The sequence below is a fragment of the Pseudomonas cistanchae genome (assembly GCF_054483635.1).
Genome location: NZ_JBTLWN010000006.1, coordinates 72,224 through 95,150, shown reverse-complemented (window position 1 = coordinate 95,150; position 22,927 = coordinate 72,224). Strand labels below are relative to the sequence as shown.

The 22,927-nt window shown below is 62.8% G+C and carries 23 protein-coding genes; 6 read left to right on the top strand and 17 right to left on the bottom strand.

What is annotated here, in order from left to right; genetic code table 11:
- Positions 1 to 27: 27 nt before the first annotated feature.
- Together rho and trxA are read right to left on the bottom strand one after the other, a co-directional pair.
- Positions 28 to 1,287, bottom strand: a complete 1,260-nt coding sequence (gene rho / locus ACX0MV_RS16775) for a transcription termination factor Rho (RefSeq protein WP_458983659.1) — start codon at positions 1,285 to 1,287, stop codon at positions 28 to 30.
- 266 nt (positions 1,288 to 1,553) lie between these two features.
- Positions 1,554 to 1,880 carry a thioredoxin TrxA gene (gene trxA, locus ACX0MV_RS16770; RefSeq protein ID WP_458983658.1) on the bottom strand — a complete coding sequence of 109 codons (327 nt, stop codon included), beginning with the start codon at positions 1,878 to 1,880 and terminating at the stop codon, positions 1,554 to 1,556.
- A 202-nt stretch (positions 1,881 to 2,082) separates the two neighbouring features.
- Between trxA and ppx the strand changes: the two genes are divergently transcribed.
- Positions 2,083 to 3,585 (top strand): exopolyphosphatase, encoded by a 1,503-nt coding sequence (gene ppx, locus ACX0MV_RS16765; RefSeq protein WP_458983657.1) that lies wholly within the window; start codon positions 2,083 to 2,085, stop codon positions 3,583 to 3,585.
- On the opposite strand, the gene ppk1 is transcribed toward ppx, so the two are convergent.
- The 3 genes from ppk1 to ACX0MV_RS16750 all read right to left on the bottom strand — a co-directional run bounded on the left by ppk1 (position 3,572) and on the right by ACX0MV_RS16750 (position 8,197).
- Positions 3,572 to 5,725, bottom strand: coding sequence for a polyphosphate kinase 1 (gene ppk1, locus ACX0MV_RS16760; protein ID WP_458983898.1), 2,154 nt, complete (start codon positions 5,723 to 5,725; stop codon positions 3,572 to 3,574). The two genes, ppx and ppk1, sit on opposite strands and share 14 nt — an antisense overlap.
- A gap of 80 nt (positions 5,726 to 5,805) precedes the next feature.
- Positions 5,806 to 6,819 (bottom strand): porphobilinogen synthase, encoded by a 1,014-nt coding sequence (gene hemB, locus ACX0MV_RS16755; protein WP_458983656.1) that lies wholly within the window; start codon positions 6,817 to 6,819, stop codon positions 5,806 to 5,808.
- A 130-nt stretch (positions 6,820 to 6,949) separates the two neighbouring features.
- Positions 6,950 to 8,197, bottom strand: coding sequence for a sterol desaturase family protein (locus ACX0MV_RS16750; RefSeq protein ID WP_458983655.1), 1,248 nt, complete (start codon positions 8,195 to 8,197; stop codon positions 6,950 to 6,952).
- 198 nt (positions 8,198 to 8,395) lie between these two features.
- On the opposite strand from ACX0MV_RS16750, the gene elbB reads away from it, so the two are divergent.
- Together elbB and ACX0MV_RS16740 are read left to right on the top strand one after the other, a co-directional pair.
- Positions 8,396 to 9,058, top strand: coding sequence for an isoprenoid biosynthesis glyoxalase ElbB (elbB, locus tag ACX0MV_RS16745; RefSeq protein ID WP_458983654.1), 663 nt, complete (start codon positions 8,396 to 8,398; stop codon positions 9,056 to 9,058).
- A 143-nt stretch (positions 9,059 to 9,201) separates the two neighbouring features.
- A complete protein-coding gene (locus ACX0MV_RS16740; RefSeq protein ID WP_458983653.1) occupies positions 9,202 to 9,672 on the top strand; it encodes a thioesterase family protein in 471 nt (156 codons plus the stop codon).
- A 16-nt stretch (positions 9,673 to 9,688) separates the two neighbouring features.
- Here ACX0MV_RS16740 and ACX0MV_RS16735 read toward each other — a convergent pair whose 3' ends face one another.
- Positions 9,689 to 10,141, bottom strand: coding sequence for a YaiI/YqxD family protein (locus ACX0MV_RS16735; RefSeq protein ID WP_458983652.1), 453 nt, complete (start codon positions 10,139 to 10,141; stop codon positions 9,689 to 9,691).
- Positions 10,142 to 10,247: 106 nt separating this feature from the next.
- On the opposite strand from ACX0MV_RS16735, the gene ACX0MV_RS16730 reads away from it, so the two are divergent.
- Positions 10,248 to 11,021, top strand: a complete 774-nt coding sequence (locus tag ACX0MV_RS16730; protein ID WP_458983651.1) for an SDR family NAD(P)-dependent oxidoreductase — start codon at positions 10,248 to 10,250, stop codon at positions 11,019 to 11,021.
- 17 nt (positions 11,022 to 11,038) lie between these two features.
- On the opposite strand, the gene rhtB is transcribed toward ACX0MV_RS16730, so the two are convergent.
- From rhtB to ACX0MV_RS16710, 4 genes are all read right to left on the bottom strand, one after another.
- The gene (rhtB, locus tag ACX0MV_RS16725; protein ID WP_458983650.1) at positions 11,039 to 11,668 is read right to left on the bottom strand and encodes a homoserine/homoserine lactone efflux protein; all 630 of its coding nucleotides are present in this window, start codon (positions 11,666 to 11,668) and stop codon (positions 11,039 to 11,041) included.
- A 77-nt stretch (positions 11,669 to 11,745) separates the two neighbouring features.
- Positions 11,746 to 12,510, bottom strand: coding sequence for a TerC family protein (locus ACX0MV_RS16720; protein ID WP_458983649.1), 765 nt, complete (start codon positions 12,508 to 12,510; stop codon positions 11,746 to 11,748).
- A 6-nt stretch (positions 12,511 to 12,516) separates the two neighbouring features.
- Positions 12,517 to 13,098, bottom strand: a complete 582-nt coding sequence (locus ACX0MV_RS16715) for a mechanosensitive ion channel domain-containing protein (protein ID WP_458983897.1) — start codon at positions 13,096 to 13,098, stop codon at positions 12,517 to 12,519.
- A 2-nt stretch (positions 13,099 to 13,100) separates the two neighbouring features.
- Positions 13,101 to 15,011, bottom strand: a complete 1,911-nt coding sequence (locus ACX0MV_RS16710; RefSeq protein WP_458983648.1) for an ATP-binding cassette domain-containing protein — start codon at positions 15,009 to 15,011, stop codon at positions 13,101 to 13,103.
- A 50-nt stretch (positions 15,012 to 15,061) separates the two neighbouring features.
- Here ACX0MV_RS16710 and ACX0MV_RS16705 point away from each other — a divergent pair, with 50 nt between their 5' ends.
- Entirely contained in the window at positions 15,062 to 15,526 is a 465-nt protein-coding gene (locus ACX0MV_RS16705; RefSeq protein ID WP_458983647.1) for a TIGR02444 family protein, read from the top strand.
- On the opposite strand, the gene ACX0MV_RS16700 is transcribed toward ACX0MV_RS16705, so the two are convergent.
- A complete protein-coding gene (locus ACX0MV_RS16700; RefSeq protein WP_458983646.1) occupies positions 15,523 to 16,581 on the bottom strand; it encodes an AlgP family protein in 1,059 nt (352 codons plus the stop codon). The genes ACX0MV_RS16705 and ACX0MV_RS16700 overlap by 4 nt on opposite strands.
- A 126-nt stretch (positions 16,582 to 16,707) precedes the next feature.
- On the opposite strand from ACX0MV_RS16700, the gene ACX0MV_RS16695 reads away from it, so the two are divergent.
- On the top strand, positions 16,708 to 17,352 hold the full coding sequence (locus ACX0MV_RS16695; protein ID WP_458983645.1) for an FKBP-type peptidyl-prolyl cis-trans isomerase: 645 nt from the start codon (positions 16,708 to 16,710) through the stop codon (positions 17,350 to 17,352).
- Positions 17,353 to 17,362: 10 nt separating this feature from the next.
- Here the strand turns inward: ACX0MV_RS16695 and rsd are convergent, their stop codons facing one another.
- The 6 genes from rsd to hemC form a co-directional block, all read right to left on the bottom strand.
- Entirely contained in the window at positions 17,363 to 17,839 is a 477-nt protein-coding gene (gene rsd, locus ACX0MV_RS16690) for a sigma D regulator (RefSeq protein WP_458983644.1), read from the bottom strand.
- Between the two features lie 270 nt (positions 17,840 to 18,109).
- Complete coding sequence (locus ACX0MV_RS16685; protein ID WP_458983643.1) at positions 18,110 to 18,601, bottom strand: disulfide bond formation protein B; 492 nt, start codon at positions 18,599 to 18,601, stop codon at positions 18,110 to 18,112.
- A gap of 155 nt (positions 18,602 to 18,756) precedes the next feature.
- Positions 18,757 to 20,013 (bottom strand): heme biosynthesis HemY N-terminal domain-containing protein, encoded by a 1,257-nt coding sequence (locus ACX0MV_RS16680; RefSeq protein ID WP_458983642.1) that lies wholly within the window; start codon positions 20,011 to 20,013, stop codon positions 18,757 to 18,759.
- A complete protein-coding gene (locus tag ACX0MV_RS16675; RefSeq protein WP_458983641.1) occupies positions 20,010 to 21,167 on the bottom strand; it encodes a uroporphyrinogen-III C-methyltransferase in 1,158 nt (385 codons plus the stop codon). The genes ACX0MV_RS16680 and ACX0MV_RS16675 overlap by 4 nt, the downstream gene beginning before the upstream one ends.
- Before the next feature lie 16 nt (positions 21,168 to 21,183).
- Entirely contained in the window at positions 21,184 to 21,957 is a 774-nt protein-coding gene (locus ACX0MV_RS16670) for a uroporphyrinogen-III synthase (protein WP_458983640.1), read from the bottom strand.
- On the bottom strand, positions 21,954 to 22,892 hold the full coding sequence (gene hemC / locus ACX0MV_RS16665) for a hydroxymethylbilane synthase (protein ID WP_458983639.1): 939 nt from the start codon (positions 22,890 to 22,892) through the stop codon (positions 21,954 to 21,956). Before hemC ends, ACX0MV_RS16670 begins: the two co-directional genes overlap by 4 nt.
- Positions 22,893 to 22,927: the final 35 nt, after the last annotated feature.

Sequence of the window (22,927 nt, the reverse complement as noted above, 5' to 3'; positions counted from 1 at the left end):
CTTTTGCGGACCGAAGCGCAGCAGATTTTACTTACGCTTCATCGACATAAAGAACTCGTCGTTGGTCTTGGTCGCTTTCAGCTTGTCGATAAGGAACTCGATGGCAGCGATTTCATCCATCGGGTGCAGCAGCTTGCGCAGAATCCACATGCGTTGCAGCTCGTCTTCGGCGGTCAGCAACTCTTCACGGCGGGTGCCGGAGCGGTTGATGTTGATCGCGGGGAACACGCGCTTCTCGGCGATACGTCGATCCAGGGGCAGCTCCATGTTGCCGGTGCCCTTGAATTCTTCGTAGATCACTTCATCCATCTTCGAGCCGGTTTCCACCAGCGCGGTGGCGATGATGGTCAGCGAACCGCCTTCCTCGATGTTGCGCGCGGCACCGAAGAAGCGCTTCGGCTTCTCCAGGGCGTGGGCGTCGACACCACCGGTGAGGACCTTGCCGGAGCTCGGGATCACGGTGTTGTAGGCGCGGGCCAGACGGGTGATGGAGTCGAGCAGAATGACCACGTCCTTCTTGTGCTCGACCAGGCGCTTGGCCTTCTCGATCACCATCTCGGCGACCTGCACGTGGCGGGTCGGCGGTTCGTCGAACGTCGAGGCAACCACTTCACCGCGCACGGTGCGCTGCATTTCGGTCACTTCTTCCGGGCGCTCGTCGATCAGCAGAACGATCAGGTGGCACTCGGGGTTATTGCGCGTGATGTTGGCCGCAATGTTCTGCAGCATGATGGTCTTGCCGGCTTTCGGCGGGGCAACGATCAGGCCGCGCTGGCCCTTGCCGATCGGCGCACAGAGATCGATCACGCGGCCGGTGATGTCTTCGGTGGAACCGTTACCGGCTTCCATGACCAGGCGCTTGTTGGGAAACAGCGGCGTCAGGTTTTCAAACAGAATCTTGTTCTTGGCATTTTCCGGGCGGTCGTAGTTGATGGTGTCAACTTTGAGCAGGGCAAAATAACGCTCGCCTTCTTTCGGCGGGCGGATCTTGCCGACAATGGTGTCGCCGGTGCGCAAGTTGAAGCGGCGAATCTGGCTCGGCGAGACGTAGATGTCATCGGGGCCAGCGAGGTAGGACGCATCGGCTGAACGGAGGAAGCCGAAACCGTCCTGGAGAATCTCCAGCACGCCATCACCGGAAATTTCCTCACCGCTTTTAGCGTGTTTTTTCAGCAGCGAGAAGATCACGTCCTGCTTGCGCGAACGGGCCATGTTCTCGATGCCCATCTGTTCGGCCATTTCCAGCAGTTCGGTAATCGGCTTTTGCTTGAGTTCGGTCAGATTCATAGGGAATGACGTAATCATGAAGGAGGGAGAAATAAGCTATTAGCTTGGGAAGCCGCGCCGCGGGAGAAGACGATTGGGTCGTCTGCTTGTGTATCGAATTTATTCGAGTAGGAATGCGTCGGCGACGGCTTGCAGGGGGCTACGTAGGAAACGCAGCGAGGCCGAATGTAACACCGGTTTTACGAATACGTCTAGCCTGCGCACAGAAAAAAGCCCCGCGGTGCGCGAGGCCTTGATCGGTAGCGGCTTCCGGCAGCGTTGGACGCTTAGATGTTGCTGTCGAGAAAGGCTGCCAGCTGCGATTTGGACAGGGCACCGACCTTGGTCGCTTCAACGTTGCCGTTCTTGAACAGCATCAGCGTCGGGATTCCGCGCACGCCGTACTTTGGCGGAGTGTCCTGGTTTTCGTCGATGTTCAGCTTGCAAACCTTGAGCTTGCCTTGATAGGTCTGAGCGATTTCGTCCAGCACCGGGGCAATCATCTTGCACGGGCCACACCACTCGGCCCAGTAATCGACTAGCACCGGACCTTCGGCCTGGATAACGTCCTGGTCGAAACTGGCATCGCTGACATTGATGATGAATTCGCTCATGGAAAGTCTCCGTGTTCGGAAGCAAAAGATGGCCGACATCATAGCCCGGCTTTTCCCACACAGGAAGGCAAGCGCAATTGAGCTTCTCTATGGGTCGGTGCGCAGCAAACCCGGTGCACCGCCCCGGGCCCTTAACACTATGCGTTGGCTTGCCTGGTCTATCGTGGCACGATGACGCGGTTCCGCATCGAGATGTTCCGCCATGCCGCATACCCCTGCCGAGTCATTCCCATTGATTGCAGCGATCGACCTGGGCTCCAACAGCTTCCATATGGTCCTGGCCAAAGCCGACCACGGCGAGATACGCATTCTTGAGCGCCTGGGCGACAAGGTCCAATTGGCGGCCGGTATCGACGAACAGCGCCTGCTCAGCGAAGAGGCCATGCAGCGCGGGCTCGACTGCCTGCGCCGTTTCGCTCAGCTGACCAACAGCCTGCCGGAAGGCGCAGTACGCATCGTCGGCACCAACGCCTTGCGCGAAGCCCGCAACCGCGCCGAGTTCATCCGCCGCGCTGAGGAGGTGCTGGGCCACCAGGTGGAAGTCATTTCCGGCCGCGAAGAAGCTCGGCTGATCTACCTGGGCGTGTCGCACAGCATTGCCGACACGCCGGGTAAACGCCTGGTCGCCGATATCGGTGGCGGCAGTACCGAATTCATCATTGGCCAGCGCTTCGAACCGCTGCTGCGCGAAAGCCTGCAGATGGGTTGCGTCAGCTTTACCCAGCGCTTTTTCAGAGACGGCAAGATCACGCCTGCGCGCTACGCCCAGGCCTACACCGCCGCGCGCCTGGAATTGATGGGCATCGAGCACGCCTTGCGTCGTCAGGGCTGGGAAGATGCGGTGGGCGCCTCGGGCACCATCAAGGCGATTGGCCTGGCCATTCAGGCCGCCGGCCTCAGCAACGGCGAAATCAACCCGGAAGGCCTGGCCTGGGTGAAGCGCAAGGTGTTCAAGATAGGCGAAGCAGAGAAGCTCGACCTGGACGGCATCAAGCCGGATCGACGCGGTATTTTCCCCGCCGGCCTGGCTATCCTCGAGGCAATCTTCGACGCCTGCGACATCCAGCGCATGAGCCATTCCGAAGGTGCGCTGCGTGAAGGCGTGCTCTACGACCTGCTCGGCCGGCATCACCATGAAGACGTGCGCGAGCGCACCCTGAGCGCACTGATGGAACGCTACCACGTCGATCTGGAGCAGGCGGCGCGGGTCGAGGCGAAAGCGCTTGAAGCGCTGGCACAGGTTGCCGAAGCCTGGCAGCTGGACGACGAATGGCACCGCGACCTGCTGGTGTGGGGCGCAAGGGTGCATGAGTTGGGGTTGGACATCGCCCATTACCAATATCACAAGCACGGCGCCTACCTGATCGAGCACTCCGACCTGTCCGGCTTCTCCCGCCAGGACCAGCAGATGCTGGCGCTACTGGTACGCGGGCACAGGCGCAACATCCCCAAGGACAAGTTCGCTGACTTCGGCCCCGAAGGCATCAAGCTGATTCGCCTGTGCGTGCTGCTGCGCTTCGCGATCCTGTTCCATCACATCCGCGGCACGCAGGAGATGCCGACCGTGCAGCTGCTGGCCAGCGATCAGTCGCTGGAAATCGTCTTCCCGGGCAACTGGCTGGACGCCAATCCGCTGACCCAGGCGGATTTCACCCAGGAAGCGGAATGGCTCAAGCGCATCGGTATCGACCTCAGCGCGCGCTGACCAACGGCCCCGTCAGCTTGTCCAGCAAACCGGCCTGCGCGCTGCGCGGGTTCTGGTTGCCGGTCGGGCTGTTGCGCAGGTAGCGACCGTCCGGCTGCAGCACCCAGCTCTGGGTGTTGTCGGTCAGATAGGCTTCCAATTCCTTCTTCACCCGCATGATCAGCTTCTTGCCTTCCACCGGGAAGCAGGTCTCGACGCGCTTGTCGAGGTTGCGCTCCATCCAGTCGGCGCTGGACAGGTAGATCTTTTCCTCGCCCTCGTTGAGGAAGTAGAACACCCGCGTGTGCTCAAGGAAGCGACCGATGATCGAACGCACCTGAATGTTGTGCGAAACGCCCGGTATACCGGGGCGCAGGCAGCACATGCCGCGTACCACCAGATCGATGCGCACCCCAGTCTGGCTGGCCTTGTACAGCGCGCGGATGATCTTCGGGTCGGTCAGCGAGTTGAACTTGGCGATGATATGCGCCGGCTTGCCCTCGGCGGCCAGGTTGGTTTCGCGGGTGATCATATCGAGCAGGGTTTTCTTCAGGGTGAAGGGCGCATGCAGCAGCTTTTTCATGCGCAGGGTTTTACCCATGCCGATCAACTGGCTGAACATCTTAGACACGTCTTCGCCCAGCGCCACGTCGGCGGTAAGCAGGCTGTAGTCGGTGTAGAGCCTGGCGTTGCCGGCATGATAATTACCGGTGCCGAGATGGGCGTAACGCACGATGTCGCCATTCTCGCGACGCAGGATCAACATCATCTTGGCGTGGGTCTTGAAGCCGACCACGCCGTAGATCACCACCGCGCCGGCTGCTTGCAGGCGACTGGCCAGCTGCAGGTTGGATTCCTCGTCGAAGCGTGCGCGCAGTTCGATCACCGCGGTTACTTCCTTGCCGTTACGGGCAGCCTCGACCAGCGCATCGACGATTTCCGAGTTGGCCCCGGAGCGATACAGCGTCTGCTTGATCGCCAGTACGTGCGGGTCCTTCGCCGACTGGCGCAGCAGGTCGACCACCGGCGTGAAGGATTCGAACGGGTGTAGCAAGAGGATGTCCTGCTTGCTGATCACGTTGAAAATGTTGTCGCTGTTCTGCAGCAGCTTGGGGATTACCGGGGTGAACGGCGTGTACTGCAGCTCCGGATGGCTGTCGAGGCCGGTGATGCTGAACAGCCGCGTCAGGTTGACCGGACCGTTGACCCGGTACAGCTCCGTTTCGCCCAGGTTGAATTGCTTGAGCAGGTAGTCCAGCAACGGCCGCGGGCAGGTGTCGACCACCTCGAGACGTACCGCATCGCCGTAGCGCCGGGAGAACAGCTCACCACGCAGCGCGCGTGCCAGGTCTTCGACATCTTCGGTGTCCACCGACAGGTCGGCGTTGCGGGTCAGGCGGAACTGGTAGCAACCCTTCACCTTCATGCCCTGGAACAGGTCGTCGGCGTGGGCATGGATCATCGAGGACAGAAACACGTAATTGGCGCCGGGGCCACCGACCTCCTCGGGCACCTTGATGATGCGTGGCAGCAGACGCGGTGCTGGGATGATCGCCAGACCGGAATCGCGGCCGAAGGCGTCGATGCCTTCCAGCTCGACGATGAAATTCAGGCTCTTGTTCACCAGCAAGGGGAACGGATGGGTCGGGTCGAGGCCGATCGGGGTGATGATCGGTGCGATCTCGTCGCGGAAATAGCGCCGCACCCAGGCCTTGATCTTGGTGGTCCAATAGCGGCGACGGATGAAGTTGACGCCGTGCTTGGCCAGTTCGGGAAACAGCACGTCGTTGAGAATTGCGTACTGACGGCCGACCTGCTCGTGCGCCAGCTCGGAGATACGCGCCAGCGCCTGGTGCGGCTGCAAGCCGTCGGCACCGGCCTGCTCGCGGGCAAAGTTGATCTGCTTCTTCAAGCCGGCGACGCGAATCTCGAAGAACTCGTCAAGGTTGCTGGAGAAGATCAGCAGGAATTTCAGCCGTTCCAGCAGCGGATAAGACTCGTCCAGCGCCTGTTCCAGCACGCGGATGTTGAATTGCAGCTGCGACAGTTCGCGGTGGATGTACAGGCTGCTGTCGTCCAGGCTCGGCACCACCAGCGGCGGAGCAGGCGGCGGCGCTGGAGCTTCAACCGGCGGGCTTTCCACGACCTCGACCTCCTGCATGACCTCGTCGGCCAGCGGAAGGATGTCGGTTGACTCGGTGCTGCTGGATGCTTCGGTGCTCATTGCCTTTCCCGGAGGGGCTAGCGCCCCTGCTTCAACAGTTCTGCCGCACGTACGGCGAAATAGGTAAGGATGCCATCGGCGCCCGCACGCTTGAAGGCGGTCAGCGATTCGAGGATCACCGCTTCACCGAGCCAGCCATTCTGGATCGCGGCCATGTGCATGGCGTATTCGCCACTGACCTGGTAAACGAACGTCGGCACGCGGTAAGCGTCCTTCACCCGCCAGAGGATGTCCAGGTACGGCATGCCCGGCTTGACCATGACCATGTCGGCGCCTTCAGCCAGATCTGCAGCCACTTCATGCAGCGCTTCGTCGCCATTGGCCGGGTCCATCTGGTAGCTGGCCTTGTTCGCCTTGCCCAGGTTGGCTGCCGAACCCACCGCGTCGCGGAACGGGCCGTAGTAGGCGCTGGCATATTTGGCCGAATAGGCCATGATCCGCACGTTGCTGTGATCGGCCAGCTCCAGGGCTTCGCGGATCGCCTGCACGCGGCCGTCCATCATGTCCGACGGCGCCACCACCTGGGCACCGGCGGCGGCATGGGACAACGCCTGCCTGACCAGCGCATCGACGGTGATGTCGTTCTGCACATAGCCATCGGCATCGAGAATGCCGTCCTGACCATGGGTGGTGAACGGGTCCAGCGCCACGTCGCTGATCACCCCCAGCTCGGGAAAGGCTTCACGCAGCGCCCGAATGGCTCGCTGGGCAATACCGTCCGGATTCCAGGCCTCGCTGCCATCCAGGGATTTCTTTTCCAGCGGCGTTACCGGGAACAGCGCCAGGGCGGGAATGCCCAGCGCAACCCAGGTCTGCGCTTCCTGCAGCAGCAGGTCGATGGACAGGCGCTCTACGCCAGGCATCGAGGCGATGGGTTCGCGACGGTTTTCACCGTCGAGCACGAACACCGGGAGGATCAGGTCGTCGACGCTCAGCTGATTTTCGCGCACCAGGCGCCTGGAAAATTCATCGCGGCGATTGCGACGCAGACGGGTAGCGGGAAACAGGCGGTTGGCAGGGGTGAAACTCACGACGGACTCCGTAGCCCGGTTTGACGGGCGAGTGTGACGTTATAGTCCGTCATTATGACCAAAGTATGACAGCGCACCAACGCTGCGACCCTGTGCCGCAACGGCCGCGGCCATGCCTGGGGCTAAATACCTATGCCTCGGGCGTTGCTACAACCTGCTCCATGGCGCGCGTATGGCCTTCGCCCGGCAACCACCACAGCGCCGCCAGGCTGCACAGGCTGTAAGCCGCCAGTGCGCCCAGCAGCGGCTGAAGCGGCAGCGCAGTCTGCTCGGCGACCAGCCATGCAACCGGCAGGTTGGCCAGCACTCGCAGCACTTCCAGGCGCGTGGCGAATGAACGGTTCTCCAGCCAGGCGCCTATCACGTAGAGCCCGAACGCCACCCACAGCAAGCCGACCAGTAACTGCAGGGTACTCAGGCTCGCACCGACCGCCAGCAGGTAACTGCCGCCCAGCACGTAGCTGGCGAATTGCACGGCCACATAAATCTGCCGCGGCCGGCTCAGCGGCGCCGCAAATGGCGCGTACGCCTTGCACTGTGGGTAGCGCGCGTCGACATCCGCCGGGCGCCACCCCGTAGGCATAAACCAGATGCGCAGGCGATCCCACCAGGACGCTGACCTGGCCGCGTCGCGCCAGAGCTGCGCATAGCCTTGCAGGTTAGCCCACAGCGGATTCCAGCTGGCCAGCGGCGTGGTCACCCCGAACACCACCGGCTGATCGTCCAGTTCCTCCTGAAAGGTGCCGAACAGACGGTCCCAAACAATGAACACGCCGCCGTAATTGCGATCCATATAAACAGCATTACGCGCATGGTGGACCCGGTGATTGGACGGCGAGATAAACAGCCATTCGAACCTGCCCAGCTTGGGGATATGGCGCGTATGCACCCAGAACTGATAGAGCAGGTTCAGCCCGGCAACCGTGAGGAAAACCACTGGCGGAATGCCGGCCAGGGCCATCGGCAGATAGAACAGCCAGTTGAACAGGAAGCCCATGCTCGGCTGGCGCAGCGCCGTGGTGAGATTGTAGTCCTCGCTCTGATGATGAACCGAGTGCGCCGCCCACAGCACATTGCGCTCATGGCCGAGGCGGTGGTTCCAGTAGTAGCAGAGGTCGTAGAACAGAAAGGCGAACACCCAGACCGCAAGGCCTTGGGCAGGCAGTTCGAAAAGCGCTGCGTGCTGCCACGCCACCGTGTAGGTGAGCAGCCCCAGCGTAGCGGTCAATAATCCCAGGGTGGTGGACAGCACCCCGGTGCTCAGGCTGTTGATCGAATCGGCAAAACGGTAGGTGCTGATGCCGCGGTAGCGACCCACCAGCAGCTCGAAGCCGATCAGCAGGAAAAAGGCCGGTACGGCGTAGAGAAGATAATTCATATCGGCGCCATATCGTTGTGCGTAGGCAAGGACTAGGATTGCTGGGCAGGATGCTAGCCCAGGCGTTTCAGGCGTTCGCGGCGCGCCATGACAACCTGAGGGGCATATGACGACAGCGGTCGACGCCCTCAGTCACCGCAGATGGGCTCGCCCTCGGACGATGCCCAAACAGGCTCACCCAAAGATCAGGAGAAGTGGATGAACAAGAAAGTCGCAGTGATTCTTTCCGGGTGCGGTGTCTACGACGGCGCGGAAATCCATGAAAGCGTGATTACCCTGCTGCGCTTGGATCAGCGCGGCGCCCAGGTTCAGTGCTTCGCGCCCGATGTGCCGCAACTGCACGTGGTCGACCACTACAGCGGCGACGAAATGGACGAAACGCGCAACGTGCTGGTGGAGTCCGCGCGGATCGCCCGCGGCAACATCAAGGACGTCAAGGAGTTACACGTCGAGCAATTCGACGCATTGATCCTGCCCGGCGGCTTCGGCGCGGCGAAGAATCTTTCCGACTTCGCCCTCAGCGGCGCCAACTGCAGCGTGCAGCCTGACGTGCTAACGGCAGCCAAGGCCTTTGCCGCCGCCGGCAAACCTGTCGGGCTGATGTGCATCGCCCCGGCGCTCGCCGCGAAGATATTCGGCAGCGGGGTCATCTGCACGATCGGCAACGACCCGGACACCGCCGACGCGATGACCCAGATGGGCGTGGAGCATCACGAATGCGTGGTCAGCGAAATCGTCGAGGATAAAGCGCACAAACTGGTCAGCACGCCGGCCTACATGCTTGCCCAGTCGATCAGCGAGGCCGCATCCGGGATCAACAAACTGGTCGACCGGGTGCTGGAACTTACCCACACGACCTGAAGCCGATCAGGCCGGCGCACGCGACTCGCCTGCGCCGGCGACAGGCCAATCCCGCCAATGGCCACCGCGCTCCAGCCGCGCCTCTGGTCAAACCGGTGCCAGTACGGCAGGTTGCTGGTATTTCCGCACAGGCGTCGTGGCCAATGACCGAGCAACCCTTCGAACTCAGCGCCGAGCTGCATCAGGCGGTGAGCAGCTTCTTCCAGCGCATCCCGTTCAATCAGATGCTCGGCATCGAACTCGATGAACTCAGCCCGCAGCGGGTCACCATGCACCTGCCAATGAAACCTGAACTGATCGGCAATTTCGTTCAGGGCATCCTGCATGGCGGGGTTATTTCATCGTTGCTGGACGTCGCGGGCGGGGCGATGGCGTTGATCGGCGCATTCGAAAAGCACCAGCACCTGCCGGGTCAGGAGCGTATGGCGCGCCTGTCCAAACTCGGCACCATCGACCTGCGTATCGATTACCTGCGCCCCGGCCGGGGACAGCGCTTCACCGCCAGCGCGGTGCTGTTGCGCTCGGGCAATAAGGTGGCGGTGGTGCGCACCGAGCTGCATAGTAACGACGGCACCCTGGTCGCCGTCGGCACTGGCACTTACCTATGCGGCTAATCGCGCGACAATAGCGTCAGGTGCGCTGCAACCGGGTCAGTACACGGTCCAGCGCATTGGCGAACGCCTGGCGGTCACGCTCGCCGTAGGGTCCCTGGCCGCCGCCGAGCTGCCCCAGTTCGCGCAGCTCGGTAAACAGGTTGCGCACCGCCAGCGTGTCGCCCATGTTGTTTTCATCGAACTCGCGGCCGCGCGGGTCGAGGGCCGCAACGCCCTTTTTCACCAGCCGGTCGGCCAGGGGGATGTCGCTGCATATCACCAGCTCGCCGGGCTGCGCGTGCGCCACCAGGTAATCATCGGCCGCATCCGGGCCACTCGGCACCACGATCAGCTGCACGCAGGCATAACTTGGCTTGCTCAGGCCCTGCCCGGCCACCAGGACCACGTCGAACCGTCGCTTGAGGGCAAACTTGATCACCAGGTCCTTGGCCGGCCTGGGGCAGGCATCGGCGTCGATCCACACACGCATGGCGCTGTTTCCGCAGAATTAAGCCGGCTAGTATGCCCAATCATCGCCCCGCTGGCCTCCCGCCGCGTATACCCGCATGCGGGGCCGTGTCGCTGGAGTCATCGTCATGGGGTTTTGGCAACGTCTCGAACAACCTGCAGTGGTCGCCGTCTGCGGCGCCAGCCGCGGTATCGGCCTGGCGCTGACGACGCAGCTGTTGGCGCGTAGCGAGGTGGCCGAGGTCTGGGCGATCGCCCGCCACGCCAGCTCATGCAGCGAATTGCAGACGCTGGCCCGCGCCCACGGCGAACGCCTGCGCGTGCATGACGCGGATGTATGCGATGAAACAGCGCTGGCGCAGCTGGCGAGTCGTCTGCGTGAGGCGACATCCCAGCTGAACCTGTTACTGTGCACGGTCGGCGTGTTGCAAACGGGCGCCGCGAAAGCCGAGAAAGGCCTGGCCCAGCTTAGCCTGCAAGGCTTGCAGGCCACCTTTGCAAGCAACAGCTTCGCGCCGATCCTACTGCTCAAGCACCTGCTGCCACTGCTGCGCGGCCGCCACCCCTGCACGGTGGCGGCGCTGTCGGCGCGGGTCGGCTCGATTGGCGACAACCGTCTCGGCGGCTGGTACAGCTACCGCGCCAGCAAGGCGGCGCTGAACCAGTTGCTGCGCACCGCCAGCATCGAACTGACTCGCCTCAACCCGAACAGCTGCGTACTCAGCCTGCACCCGGGCACCACCGATACCGACCTGTCGAAACCCTTTCAGGCCAACGTGCCGACGGAAAAACTGTTTGCCCCGGCCTTTGCCGCGCAATGCCTGCTCGAGCAGATCGATCGCCACGGCCCCAAGCACACCGGCAGCTTCTATGGCTGGGATGGCAACCCCATCATCTGGTGAAACTCAGATGGCGAGAATCAGGCCGGGGCGCGGCGCACCGTGGCCAGCAAGGCCGCGGCGCCGATGAACAGCACGCCGAAACTGCGGTTCATGAGCCGCTGCTGTCGCGGCGAACTCAGCACCCGCAGCACGCGCACCGCCAACCCGGTGTAACCCGCCATGACAATTAGGTCGACACACACCATGGTCACGCCGATCACCAGATACTGGCCCAGCAGCGGCGCCTGCGGATCGATGAATTGCGGCAGTACCGCGAGCATGAAGACAATCGCCTTGGGGTTGCTGAAGTTCACCAGAAAGCCGCGCAATACCAGCGTCAGCGGGCGGCCGATCGGCCGCGTCGTTTCAGTCGCCAGCTCGCTGGGCAAGGCACGCCATTGGCGGTAGCCGAGGTACAGCAGGTAAACCACGCCGAACCACTTGATCAGGCTGAAGGCCAATTCAGAGGTGGCGAGGATCGCGCCAACGCCGGCGGCGACAATCGCGATCTGCAGGGCGAGCCCGAGCTGCAGGCCCACGGCATTCCAGTAGCCACGCCAGAATCCGAACTGCAGGCCGGCGGACATGGACGCAATCGCGCCAGCCCCCGGTGAAAGGCTGATCAGCCAACAGGCGACCAGGAAAGCAAGCCAGGTTTCGAGTGCCATCGCGGTACCTCAACTGAATTGAAAAGGGGCAGGCTTGTCAGCCTACCCCCTTGGATGTCACAGGCACAGCCGGAGGTTTAATCCGGTGTGTTCTTGCGCAGTTGCACCGCGTCCTGCTCCAGCCCCTGCTTGGCCATACGCGCAGTGCGCATGCGGATATTTACCGCTTCCACCGCCAGCGAGAACGCCATGGCGAAGTAGACGTAACCCTTGGGCACATGCACGCCAAACGCTTCGGCGACCAGGATGGTACCCACCACGATCAGGAACGACAGCGCGAGGATCTTCAGACTCGGGTGCTTGTCGATGAATGCGCTGATGGTGCCAGCCGACAGCATCATCACGATGACCGAGATGACGATAGCCGCGACCATGATGGGAACGTTGTCCACCAGACCCACTGCGGTAATCACTGAGTCGAGGGAGAACACGATGTCGATGATGGCGATCTGGATGATGATGCCCATGAAGCCATAGGTCTTGCCACCGCCACCATGGGCCTCTTCCTCGCCTTCCAGGCTGTTGTAGATCTCGGCAGTACTCTTGAACAGCAGGAACAGGCCGCCAAAGAACAGGATCAGGTCGCGCCCCGAGAAGCCTTGCTCGAACACATGAAACAGGTCGGTGGTCAGGCGCATGACCCAACTGATCGACAGCAGCAGCAGGATCCGGGTACCCATTGCCAGCGCCAGACCAAAGAAGCGGGCCTTGGGTTGCTGATGCTTGGGCAGGCGACTGACCAGAATCGAAATGAAGATGATGTTATCGATGCCCAGGACGATCTCTAGGGCTGTCAGGGTAAGAAATGCGACCCAGAGTTCCGGGTTGGTGAGCCATTCCATAAAGGGTTAAACCTCAGTCTTGCGTAGTGTTGGAAATTCGCCACTGCGCCACCGGCGCACGGCTTTCTGGAAAAACAAGCTGTTCGGTACCTGAACCCAGGTGCCGAGCCCCTCCTCGCTTAAATCCTCGAGGGTGGTATAGAACAGGTTGATCGACAGCACGCGACCCCGGACACCGGGCTTGTCGGCCGTTTCGATGACCTCGACGCAGTCGCCGATGCGAAACGGCCCGAGGGTCACGATCAGCAGCGCGCAGAACAGGTTGGAGAGTACGCTCCAGATGGCGAAGAACGCGACGGCGGCAACGGCCACAAAACCGGTCAGGGCCGTCCACAGCACCTGCGCCGACACGCCCAGGCGTTCCAGCACCAGCATGAAGGCGCTGCCCATGATCAGCCAGCGCAACACGCCACGCAACGGCAGCAGTACCTGCACCGGCAGTTGTGGATAGCGTTCGCCCAGGCGGGTCAGGCCGCGCGCCAACAGGCGCTGCAGCAGCCAAGCCAGCAACACGATGAGGAGAACCTGGCCTCCTCGGATCAGCGGCTCGCTATAGGCGAGCAACCATTGATGGGTAAAAAAATCCAATTTCAACTGGCGGCCTCCAGCTCAGCCTGTAGCGCTTCTAGGGTTTCCAGCGCGATCAACCAACGCTCCTCTAGATCGGCTTCGCGGCTTTTTAGTTTCGCCTGTTCGGCGAGCAGATCGCGCAGCTCGGCTTTACGCGACGCCTCATAGAGTGCGCTGTCGCCCAGGTCGGTTTCCACGGCTGCCAGCTTCGCCTGCAGTTGCCCGAGTTCCTTCTCCAGCTTGTCGGCCTCGCGCTTGTGCGGCGCCAGTTGCTGCCGCAAGGTTGCCGCCGCCTGACGCTGGGCGCGCTTGTCGGTCTTGTCCGGATCGCCGTCGTTGCTGCTCACGGGGGCCTGGCGCGCGCGATAATCGACTAGCCAGCGGGCGTAATCGTCCAGATCACCGTCAAATGACTGCACACGTCCATCGGCGACCAGCAGGAACTCATCGGTGGTGCTTTTCAGCAGATGGCGATCATGCGACACCACCACCACCGCGCCGCTGAACTCCTGCAATGCCATCGTCAGCGCCAGGCGCATTTCCAGGTCGAGGTGGTTGGTCGGCTCGTCGAGCAGCAGCAGGTTGGGCTTGCCCCAGGCGATCAGCGCCAGCGCCAGGCGAGCCTTTTCGCCACCGGAGAAATTCAGCACTGGCTCGTCGCAACGCGGGCCACGGAAGTCGAAACCGCCGAGGAAATCGCGCAGGGTCTGCTCGCGCTCGGTCGGCGCCAGACGCTGGAAGTGCAGCAAAGGACTGGCCTTGTCATCCAGCGCATCGAGCTGATGCTGGGCGAAGTACCCGACCACCAGGTTCTCGCCGCGCTGCAGGCGACCGCTGATGGGCTGCAGCTCGTTCGACAGGTTCTTGATCAGGGTCGATTTGCCCGCGCCGTTCGGCCCCAGCAAGCCAAGCCGAGCGCCGGGGGTCAACTGCAGCTTGACCTGTTCCAGCACCACTTTCTCGCCATAGCCAAGGCGACCTTCGCTCAGATCGAGCAACGGGCTGGAAATCTTGTCGGCTTCGCGGAAGCTGAAATCGAACGGTGAATCGACGTGCGCCGCGGACAATTCCTCCATGCGTTCCAGGGCCTTGATCCGGCTCTGCGCCTGGCGGGCCTTAGTCGCCTGGGCCTTGAAGCGGGCGATGTACTTTTCCATGTGCGCACGCTGCGCCTGCTGCTTCTCGTACGCCTGCTGCTGCTGCGCCAGGCGTTCTGCACGGGTGCGCTCGAAGGCCGAATAGCCGCCGCGGTAGAGGGTCAGTTTCTGCTGGTCGAGGTGAGCGACGTGATCCACTACGGCATCCAGGAAGTCGCGGTCATGGGAGATCAGCAACAGGGTACCGGGATAACCTTTCAACCAGCTTTCCAACCAGAGGATCGCATCGAGGTCGAGGTGGTTGGTCGGCTCGTCGAGCAGCAACAGGTCGGATGGACACATCAGCGCCTGCGCCAGGTTCAGGCGCATGCGCCAGCCCCCCGAGAAGTCGCCGACCCGGCGATCCATCTGCGCACTGTCGAAGCCCAGGCCCGCGAGCAGCTTGCGCGCGCGAACATCGGCGGTGTAACCATCGAGGTTATCCAGCTCGGTGTGCAGGCGGGCGATGGCCGCGCCGTCGTGGGCTGCCTCGGCGGTGGCCAGTTCGACTTGCACCTTGCGCAGCTGCACATCGCCATCGAGTACGTAGTCCACCGCCTGGCGCTCGACGGCATCGATCTCCTGACGCATGTGAGCAATGCGCCAGTCGGCAGGAATCAGGCAGTCGCCGCCATCCGCGATCAGTTCGCCACGCAACAGGGCGAACAGGCTGGACTTGCCGGCGCCATTGGCACCAATAAGGCCCGCTTTATAGCCGGGATGCAGGGTCAGCTCGGCATCTTCTAGCAGACGCTGAGGGCCACGCTGTAAAGTCAGGTTCTGGAGTCGGATCATAATGGCGGCGGAGTCTATCAGACTCCCCTTTGGGATTCTCGGAAAGCACCATGCAGCCTGATCTGTGGCGATTCGCCGAAGCGCTTTACCAACAACCTGGCGTCGAAGCGGCATGCCTGCTGTTGCAGGAACAGGGCGCCGATATCTGCCTGCTGCTCTGCGCGGCCTGGCTCGACAGCCGTGAGGTGGCATGCAGCGTTACTCGCGCCGAAGCACTGCGCGGCCTGGCACAACCCTGGCAAACACAGGTAATCGTGCCGCTCCGGCAGCTGCGTCAAGGCTGGCGTGAACAGGCTCAGCATGATCCGGCGCTCGCGCTTTTGCGCGAGCGGGTCAAACAACTTGAACTGGATGCCGAGCGTGAATTGCTGCAGCGGCTGGCAGCGCACAGCCAGGACTGGCCGAGCGCTCCATCCGCGAGCCGGGCGCAGTGGCTACAGCAACTGGCCCCGCCTGCCGCCAACCGCAACGCGCTGGAAGAGCTGCACGTCGCGGCGACCCGTCTTGCGCCTTAGGACGCGCTGGGCGGGGTGCTGCCGTTGCTGGTCGCCGCAACAGGGCTTGCCGGCGCGCTAACCGGTTTGGCCGCAGGCTTGGTTGCAGCAGGCTTGGCCACGTGCGGCTTTTTCGCTGCGGGCTTTGCGCTTGGGGTAGCTGGCTTGGCAGCGGGTTTGGCTGCTGGAGCCTTGTCCGCTGCAGGCTTCGCAACCGGTTTGGCAGCTGCTTTCGCCGCTGGCTTGGCCGCGGTGGGCTTGCTCGCCGTAGCGGGTTTGCCAGCAGCGGCCGCCGGCTTCTTCGCTGCCGGTTTAGCCGGCGCCTTCGCAGCGAGCTTGGCCGCCGGTGCTTTGCCTGCAGCTTTGCCGGTTGCTGGTTTGGCACCGCTCGCTGCAGCTGATGTCGCCGCAGGCTTGGCAGCTGCCTTGCTAGCGGTTTTCCCGGCAGCACCGGCCGGCTTGGCAGCTGGTTTACCCGCCGCGACGGTCGCCGGTTTGGCGGTGGTTCTGCTGGCCGGCTTGGCCGCAGCTTTCGGGGCTGTCTTGCTCGCGGCGGTTTTGATAGTGGCCGTTTTCGTCGGTGCGGCTTTCGCCGCGGGCTTGGCTACGGAGGTCTTGGCGGCGGCAGGTTTTGCCGCCGGTTTCGCGGTTGCGGCTTTGCTGGCGCGGCTGGTCAGTGCCTTGCCGGCTGCCTCCTTGACCTTGCCCACGCCCTGGGCGAGCTTCAGGCTTTCCTGTACATCGCGCTTAAGGCCCGCAATGTAGTTGCGCGTCTCGCTCTGGCGGGCTTTCAAGGTATCCAGCAGCTCTTCCAGTTCAGCGACTGCGCCCTTGGCTTTGCCTTGGGCCTTGGTCTTGCCGGCTGTGGCGGCCTCCTGCACTTTGCTACGGGTCTTGTGCAGTTTTTCCTGGGCCTTGCCACGCTGCGCTTCCAGCTTGGCGAGCAGTTTCTCGGCATCGGTCAAGGCTTTCGAGCAGGCATCTTCCAGATGTTCGAGAAGGCTGCCGGAAAGTTGCTGGAGCAGATGCAATGGCGTGGTGACCGATTTCTTTTTTGCGTTCTTGGTGGCCGACATAGCGCGCCTCCTGGCGGTTGAAGATGACGCCCATACTAGACGCCTGACTCGTCGGTCGCCAGTTAGCACATTGAGCCCGACGCCGCGCCTGGCATAATCCGCCGCATATTTCACTGGAGACTCGTTATGTCGCGCCTCGCCGTTCTGTTTTTGCTGGCCATCGCCCCCTTTGCTCAGGCGGCCGATGATGCCCATGATCTGGCCTACAGCTTGGGCGTGCGCCTGGGCGAGCGGCTGCGCGACGAGGTGCCTGATCTCGAGGTGCAAGCGTTGCTGGATGGGTTGCGCCAGTCGTATCTGAACCAAACCCTGGAGGTGAACGAAGCCCGTATCGAAAGCCTGCTCGCCGAACATGAAGCGCTGCTGGCGGCCGCCCCGCAGAAAATCGAACAGGCAATAGCGGCAGAGAAGCGTTTCCTCGCCAACGAAAAAGCCAAGCCGGGCGTGCGGGTACTGAAGAACGGGGTGCTGGTGCAGGAATTGCGCAAGGGTGATGGCGCCAAACCTGATCCCAAGAGCCGGATTCAGGTGCGCTATATCGGCTATCTCGCTGACGGCAGCCAATTCGATGAAACCCAGACACCGCAGTGGTATCGCCTGGATAGCGTGATTGCCGGGTGGCGTACGGCACTGGTGGAGATGCCGGTCGGGTCGTACTGGCGGCTGGTTGTACCATCAGCCCAGGCTTATGGCGAAGAAGGCGCCGGGGATCTGATCCCGCCTTATGCGCCCCTGGTGTTCGAGCTGGAGCTGCTCGACACCAGGAAGTAACGGGCAGGCGTCAAACCGCGCTGGTAGCCGCGGCTTGTTGCTGGTGCGCGTTGTGCAGCACTTCGATCAGACAATCTTCCAGCTCGAAGCGCTCGTGCAGCAATTGACCCAGGCGATTCAGCTCATCGCTTAAGGACGCGCTGTCTGTGCAGTCGCCGTTGTCGCAACGGTCATTGAACGCCAGTGCGACCTCGGTGATCGCCTCGATACGCGGGTAAATCTGTTTGGCCAGGTCGAGGCCGCGTTGATCGCCAAAAGCCTTGGCTTCGTTGGTGAGTTGCTCGTAAACCTCGAAGTGGCCGGCGGAAACATAGTCCACCAGAATTTCGCAGAACGGCTGCAGCCCTTGCGTGTCGATAGGCGCCTGAGGCGAGCCCTTCAAACTGGCATACGCAGCGATCAACTCACGGCGTTCCTGCAACCAGCGGTCTATCAGCAGGTGAACTCCACCCCAGCGTTCTTGGGCGTTCTGACAACTCTCGAGCATGATGACCCTCACTTCCCTTATCGGTATTGCTGTTATACATCTGCACCGAGACAGTTTTTTGTCGGTCGGAGCATAGTTTTGGGAAGGCAACCGCTCAACGGCGACTTTCCGGCGGTGCGTGCGAGCCAGATTATGCCCGCTGGCCAATGCCTTCAAGACACTGCACCGATAAATTTCATACGACCGTTTAATCGGCAGCCCTTACCACGCCTGGCTTGTAAAAATCGGCACGGCAGACGTGCCAATCTGCAGCCGCGAAGTACAAACGATTCAGGTACGGCGCAGCAACAGCAGCAAGGCAAAGCCCAGCATCGCCACGAAACCGAGCAGACTCCACTCCGGAACGCTAAGGCCGAACAGTGTCCACCTTATTTCCGCGCACGCCGCCGTGCCTTGCAGAAGCAGCCGGACGACATCATGCAGCGGTAGGGTTTCGAGCATATAGCCAATGCTGGGCAGGCAGCCCGGCAACTGGTCGGCGGGGATGCGCTGCAATCCGATCTGACGGACTGCGATGGCGGCGCCGACGCCCGCGAATACCAGCCCGAGCAGCGCGTACAGGCGCCGCCCGGTACGCTGCGGTACATGCACCGCAGCCGCAAGGCAGATCAGCCCGAACGCAATCACGCATACCCGCTGGATGACGCAAAGCGGACACGGCTTCAGGCCAACGCCATATTGCAGGTACATCGCGGCGCCCATAAGCATCATGCAACCAAGAAAAGCGGCGAGGAACAGGGTGCGGGAACTGGCCAGCGGCATGGTGTTTCCGGGGGTGGCGATGAGGTCGCTTACGGTAGTGGAAAGCGCCTCGGCCTTTCAAGGCAAACCACCATGCTCATGGGTCGCCAGCGCCTATCGGGGATCAGGCGTCTGCCGCTGCGGACGCGCTGCCGATCAATCCCGTTAACCCTGATTCAGCGAGCGGAAACGACCGGCAAGGTGGCGCTGCCAAACCGTTGGTCGAGCAGGCTCAAGCCCTCTTGGAACAGACCATTGCTGCGCTCGACCTCACCGAGCTGGGTGAGCAGGCGCGCCAGCTCGGCGCAGGTTTCCGGATGACGCTCGAACGCCAGGCTGCTTTCGAAGTAACCCTTGGCCTTGCCCCAGAGCTGATTGTGCATGCACAGCCGCCCCAAGGTCAGCAGCAGGCCCGCATCTTCCGGGTACTGCTTCAGCCAGCCTTCAGCGGTCTGCAACTGCAGCGCAGGGTCCTTGCCATGCAGCAATCCGTATAGCCGCACCAGGCGGCTGTCGTATTGCTGCTTCAAAGCGCCACGCAGCAACTCTTCCGCTTCCTGCTCGGCACCACCGATGCGCAGTCGCTCGGTATACAGGGCCAGCAACTCGGGTTCCTGGCGCTGTTTGGCGCCCATGGCTTTCCAGGTCAGTTGCAGGGCTGCCACATCCGTCAGGCCGTCGTCGGATCGAGCGTGTCCGCCCTGCAGGAGGCGGCCGTGCCAGGCCTGGCGCTCCAGCTCGGCCAGTTCGGCATTGCCGAGCGCCTTTTCCTTGCGCAGCTCAGGCAGCAGATCGAGCAGCGCCGTCCAGTCCCCCGCCTGCAGATACAGGCGCTGCAACTGACGAAGCACCAGATGATGGTGCGGATGACGGGCGCGCATGGCCTGCAGGGTTTCCAGCGCCGCGTCGCTCTGCCCGCGCGCCAGCTGCAGTTCGGCGTGGGTCAGGGCGATCGCCAGCTCGGCTTGCGGCTGACGATTGAGGGCCTGCTCAAGAAGCGCGTCGCTTTCTCCGTACTCGCTAAGGTGATTGGCCGCTCGTGCGGCACCCAGGTAATAACTCAAGGGTTGCGGGTCGCTAGCAGCAGCGCGGCGTAGATGGCGCAACGCGCGTGCCCAGCGGCCTTCGGCCAGGTCGACAAAGCCCTGCTCCGAGGCCTGACGCACACGTCGGCGATGATGCAGTCGCGACCAGGGATTAACCAGCGCACTGGAGGTCAACAACACGCGCATCAGCAGCCGCACCAGGTAAACGGTCAGGCACAGCACCAGTAACAGTGCCAGGAATGCCCACAGGCTGGACTCATAGCGAAAGCCCTGGAATGCGATCAGCACATAGCCCTTGTGCTCGGGCGTCGGCACGCCGAACAGCACCAGGCCGGCCACGGCCGCGACGATCAGCAACAGGGCAAGCAGCAGATAAACACGCTTCATGGGCGAGCGTCCTCCACATCAAGCGCCTGCTCGGCCTGCGCTTCGTCGTCAAACTGCGCGCGGGCCGACTGCTTGCTTTCAATGTAGGCCTGCACTGCATTGAGCGTCTGGCTCAGGTCCGGCGCCTTGACTTCGATGGGTCGCTCGGCCAGTTCGTCGATGCGCGTGCGCAGGGCGCGGCTGTTCGGGTTATCCAAATCGAAATGGGCGTCGAGTACGTCGCGAGCCTGTTGCAGGGCCTGGTTGTACACCTGGGTCTGCCCGTGCAGAGCCGCCCACTGCGCCTGCTCCAGCGCAAGGCTCAAGGCCAGACGCACCTGCGTCAGGGCCTGGCCGGCCAGCATTGGCCGGATATTCCGGTCCGCGTTGAAGTCGAGACGGAAATACTGCGACAGGGTTTCCAACCAGCGCTGCCACCATTGCTGCTCAGCACCGTTGCTGGCAGCCAGCTCATTGAGCACGCCACCCTCGCCATCGAAGGTCGGCGCCTGGGCATTCAGCTGCGCCACCTGCTCACGCAGCGCACCGAGCTGGAGAAACAGCCCGGTACGGTCCGGGTCGACAGTCGCACGCAACGCCTCGAGGCTTCTGGCAACCTGTTCGCGGGCGGCAAAGGCGGCCGGGTCGTCCTGATCGCGCAGGATTTCGTCACTGGCCTGCACCAGCGCCGTCGCGCTATTGATGTCCTGCAGAGCGGACAGACGCAGGCTGGCGAGGCGCAGCAGATGCTCGGCTTCCGCCAGACGCCAGTCCTGACGACTGGCGCCGAGTACGGTTTCCAGCCGCTGATTGAGCAACTGCTGATCGCCCTGCAACTGCGCAAGCTGCCGACGTCGGCTTTCCAGTTCGTCTGCGCTGGGCAGCGCCTGCAGCCGCGTGTTCAGCGCTTGATTGCCCTGGTCCAGCGTTTGCGCTTGCCCGCGAATGCTCTCCAATTGCTCGGCGTGTAGCCGATCCCGCTCCTCCACTGACTGCAGCTGCCACAACCCCCAACCGCCGGCAGCCGCACCGGCGGCGCCGACCAGCAGCGCCAGCACCGCCAGGCCGTTACCTCGCGAAGCGACCGGTGCGGGGGCAACCGGCGGGCTCGCAGGAGTAGCGGTGGTGTCCTGCACGAGGGTTTCTTGCTCTTTCGGGGAGGTTGCTTCGCTCACGTGTCCATCCTTTACATCAGAGTTCGAAAGCGGCCTGCGTCTGCAAAGCCGCCAGCAACGCCGCGGCACTCGCACCACGACAGTCCACAACATGCTTGGCACCCGCCGCCAGGGCCAGTTGGGCGACCCGCGGGCTCGGTACGAACAAGGGTAGCCGCGCCAACGTCGGCCAATCATTACCCGCCAGTTGCAGCATATGGTTGAATCCTTGCCCACTGCTGACCACCAGGCCATTCAAGCGTTCCGCCTGTATCCGCCGCGTCAGCTCGCCCGCCGGGTACTCCGGCAGTGCGCGGCGGTAAAGCGCCAGGTAGTCGACCTGCACACCCTGCTCGCGCAAACGCTCGGCCAGCAACTCGCGCCCGCCGTCGCCACGCAGGATTAACACCCTGGGAACGAGCGCCGCCTGCAATGCGTCGCGCAGCTCGGGTAACGCCAGCAGCGCCTCGCTGTCATCGCCATCGGCCGGGAAATAAACGCTTAAACCATAGTCGCGGAGCAGCTCGGCGGTGGCGGCACCGACACTGAACCAGGGTTGCTCCGCCAATGGTTGCGGCCAGTAGCGATCAAGCAACTCGATACCCAAGCGAGCGGCCGGCTTGCTGACCGCTATGACAGCGCAGTAGCGATCCAGCTCAAGGATGGTCGCACGCTGCTCGGCGGTTTCCGCCAGCGGCTCGATCATTAGCAACGGCAGGCTGCTGCTCGCGATGCCCTGTTCCGCCAGGGTCGTCGCCAGCACCTGGCACTCTTGCTCCGGACGCGTCAGCAACAGGCGCCACGGGTTCACTCGCTGCCGGCCTCGCCGTACACCGCCTGCAAAATCGCCGCCGCGCCCTGGGCCAACAGGGCCTCGGCGACGTCGACGCCGAGCTGCTCGGCCTCCTCGGCAGGGCCACGGCGCTCTGCGCTGAGCAGCAGTGTTCCGTCCGGCTGACCCACCAGGCCGCGTAGCCACAGCTGCTCGCCTTCGAGTACCGCGTAGCAGGCGATCGGCACCTGGCAGCCGCCATTCAGGTGTTTGTTCAAGGCGCGCTCGGCAGTAACCCGCAGCGCCGTTTCGCGGTGATGCAGCGGCGCCAGCAACGCATGAATTTCGCTGTCGGCGCTGCGGCATTCGATCCCCACCGCACCCTGGCCGCCGGCGGGCAGGCTGTCGTCGACGCTGATGGACGCGCGGATACGACTCTCGAAGCCCAGGCGGATCAGACCGGCCGCGGCCAGAATGATCGCGTCGTACTCGCCGGCATCCAGCTTGGCCAGGCGCGTATTGACGTTGCCGCGCAGGAATTGGATTTTCAGGTCCGGCCGACGGGCCAGTAACTGAGCCTGACGGCGCAGGCTGGAGGTGCCGACGATACTGCCCGCAGGCAGGTCGGCGAAGCTGGCAAAGCGGTTGGAAACGAAGGCATCGCGCGGGTCCTCCCGCTCGCAGATGCAGTACAGGCCCAGGCCTTCGGGGAAGTCCATCGGCACATCCTTCATGGAGTGCACGGCGATGTCGGCCTGATTTTCCAGCAGCGCGGTTTCCAGCTCCTTGACGAACAGACCCTTGCCACCGATTTTCGCCAATGGCGCATCGAGCAGCTTGTCGCCTCGGCTAACCATTGGCACCAGGCTGACTTTCAACCCTGGATGGGATTGCTCAAGACGGGCTTTGACATGTTCGGCCTGCCACAGGGCCAGGGCACTTTTGCGGGTGGCGATGCGAATTTCGCGGGACATGGACACTTCCAGAAAACGGACTGCCGGGGATCATA

Excerpts from the sequence above, each read along its gene's own strand:
- ACX0MV_RS16750 (WP_458983655.1), bottom strand. The coding sequence starts at position 8,197 with ATGAATTATCTTCTCTACGCCGTACCGGCCTTTTTCCTGCTGATCGGC.
- ACX0MV_RS16740 (WP_458983653.1), top strand. The coding sequence starts at position 9,202 with ATGACCGAGCAACCCTTCGAACTCAGCGCCGAGCTGCATCAGGCGGTG.
- ACX0MV_RS16735 (WP_458983652.1), bottom strand. The coding sequence starts at position 10,141 with ATGCGTGTGTGGATCGACGCCGATGCCTGCCCCAGGCCGGCCAAGGAC.
- ACX0MV_RS16710 (WP_458983648.1), bottom strand. The coding sequence starts at position 15,011 with ATGATCCGACTCCAGAACCTGACTTTACAGCGTGGCCCTCAGCGTCTG.
- ACX0MV_RS16680 (WP_458983642.1), bottom strand. The coding sequence starts at position 20,013 with ATGAAGCGTGTTTATCTGCTGCTTGCCCTGTTGCTGATCGTCGCGGCC.
- ppx (WP_458983657.1), top strand. The coding sequence starts at position 2,083 with ATGCCGCATACCCCTGCCGAGTCATTCCCATTGATTGCAGCGATCGAC.
- ACX0MV_RS16685 (WP_458983643.1), bottom strand. The coding sequence starts at position 18,601 with ATGCCGCTGGCCAGTTCCCGCACCCTGTTCCTCGCCGCTTTTCTTGGT.
- trxA (WP_458983658.1), bottom strand. The coding sequence starts at position 1,880 with ATGAGCGAATTCATCATCAATGTCAGCGATGCCAGTTTCGACCAGGAC.
- rho (WP_458983659.1), bottom strand. The coding sequence starts at position 1,287 with ATGAATCTGACCGAACTCAAGCAAAAGCCGATTACCGAACTGCTGGAA.
- ACX0MV_RS16705 (WP_458983647.1), top strand. The coding sequence starts at position 15,062 with ATGCAGCCTGATCTGTGGCGATTCGCCGAAGCGCTTTACCAACAACCT.
- ACX0MV_RS16695 (WP_458983645.1), top strand. The coding sequence starts at position 16,708 with ATGTCGCGCCTCGCCGTTCTGTTTTTGCTGGCCATCGCCCCCTTTGCT.
- rsd (WP_458983644.1), bottom strand. The coding sequence starts at position 17,839 with ATGCTCGAGAGTTGTCAGAACGCCCAAGAACGCTGGGGTGGAGTTCAC.
- ppk1 (WP_458983898.1), bottom strand. The coding sequence starts at position 5,725 with ATGCAGGAGGTCGAGGTCGTGGAAAGCCCGCCGGTTGAAGCTCCAGCG.
- rhtB (WP_458983650.1), bottom strand. The coding sequence starts at position 11,668 with ATGGCACTCGAAACCTGGCTTGCTTTCCTGGTCGCCTGTTGGCTGATC.
- hemC (WP_458983639.1), bottom strand. The coding sequence starts at position 22,892 with ATGTCCCGCGAAATTCGCATCGCCACCCGCAAAAGTGCCCTGGCCCTG.
- ACX0MV_RS16720 (WP_458983649.1), bottom strand. The coding sequence starts at position 12,510 with ATGGAATGGCTCACCAACCCGGAACTCTGGGTCGCATTTCTTACCCTG.
- ACX0MV_RS16730 (WP_458983651.1), top strand. The coding sequence starts at position 10,248 with ATGGGGTTTTGGCAACGTCTCGAACAACCTGCAGTGGTCGCCGTCTGC.
- elbB (WP_458983654.1), top strand. The coding sequence starts at position 8,396 with ATGAACAAGAAAGTCGCAGTGATTCTTTCCGGGTGCGGTGTCTACGAC.
- ACX0MV_RS16700 (WP_458983646.1), bottom strand. The coding sequence starts at position 16,581 with ATGTCGGCCACCAAGAACGCAAAAAAGAAATCGGTCACCACGCCATTG.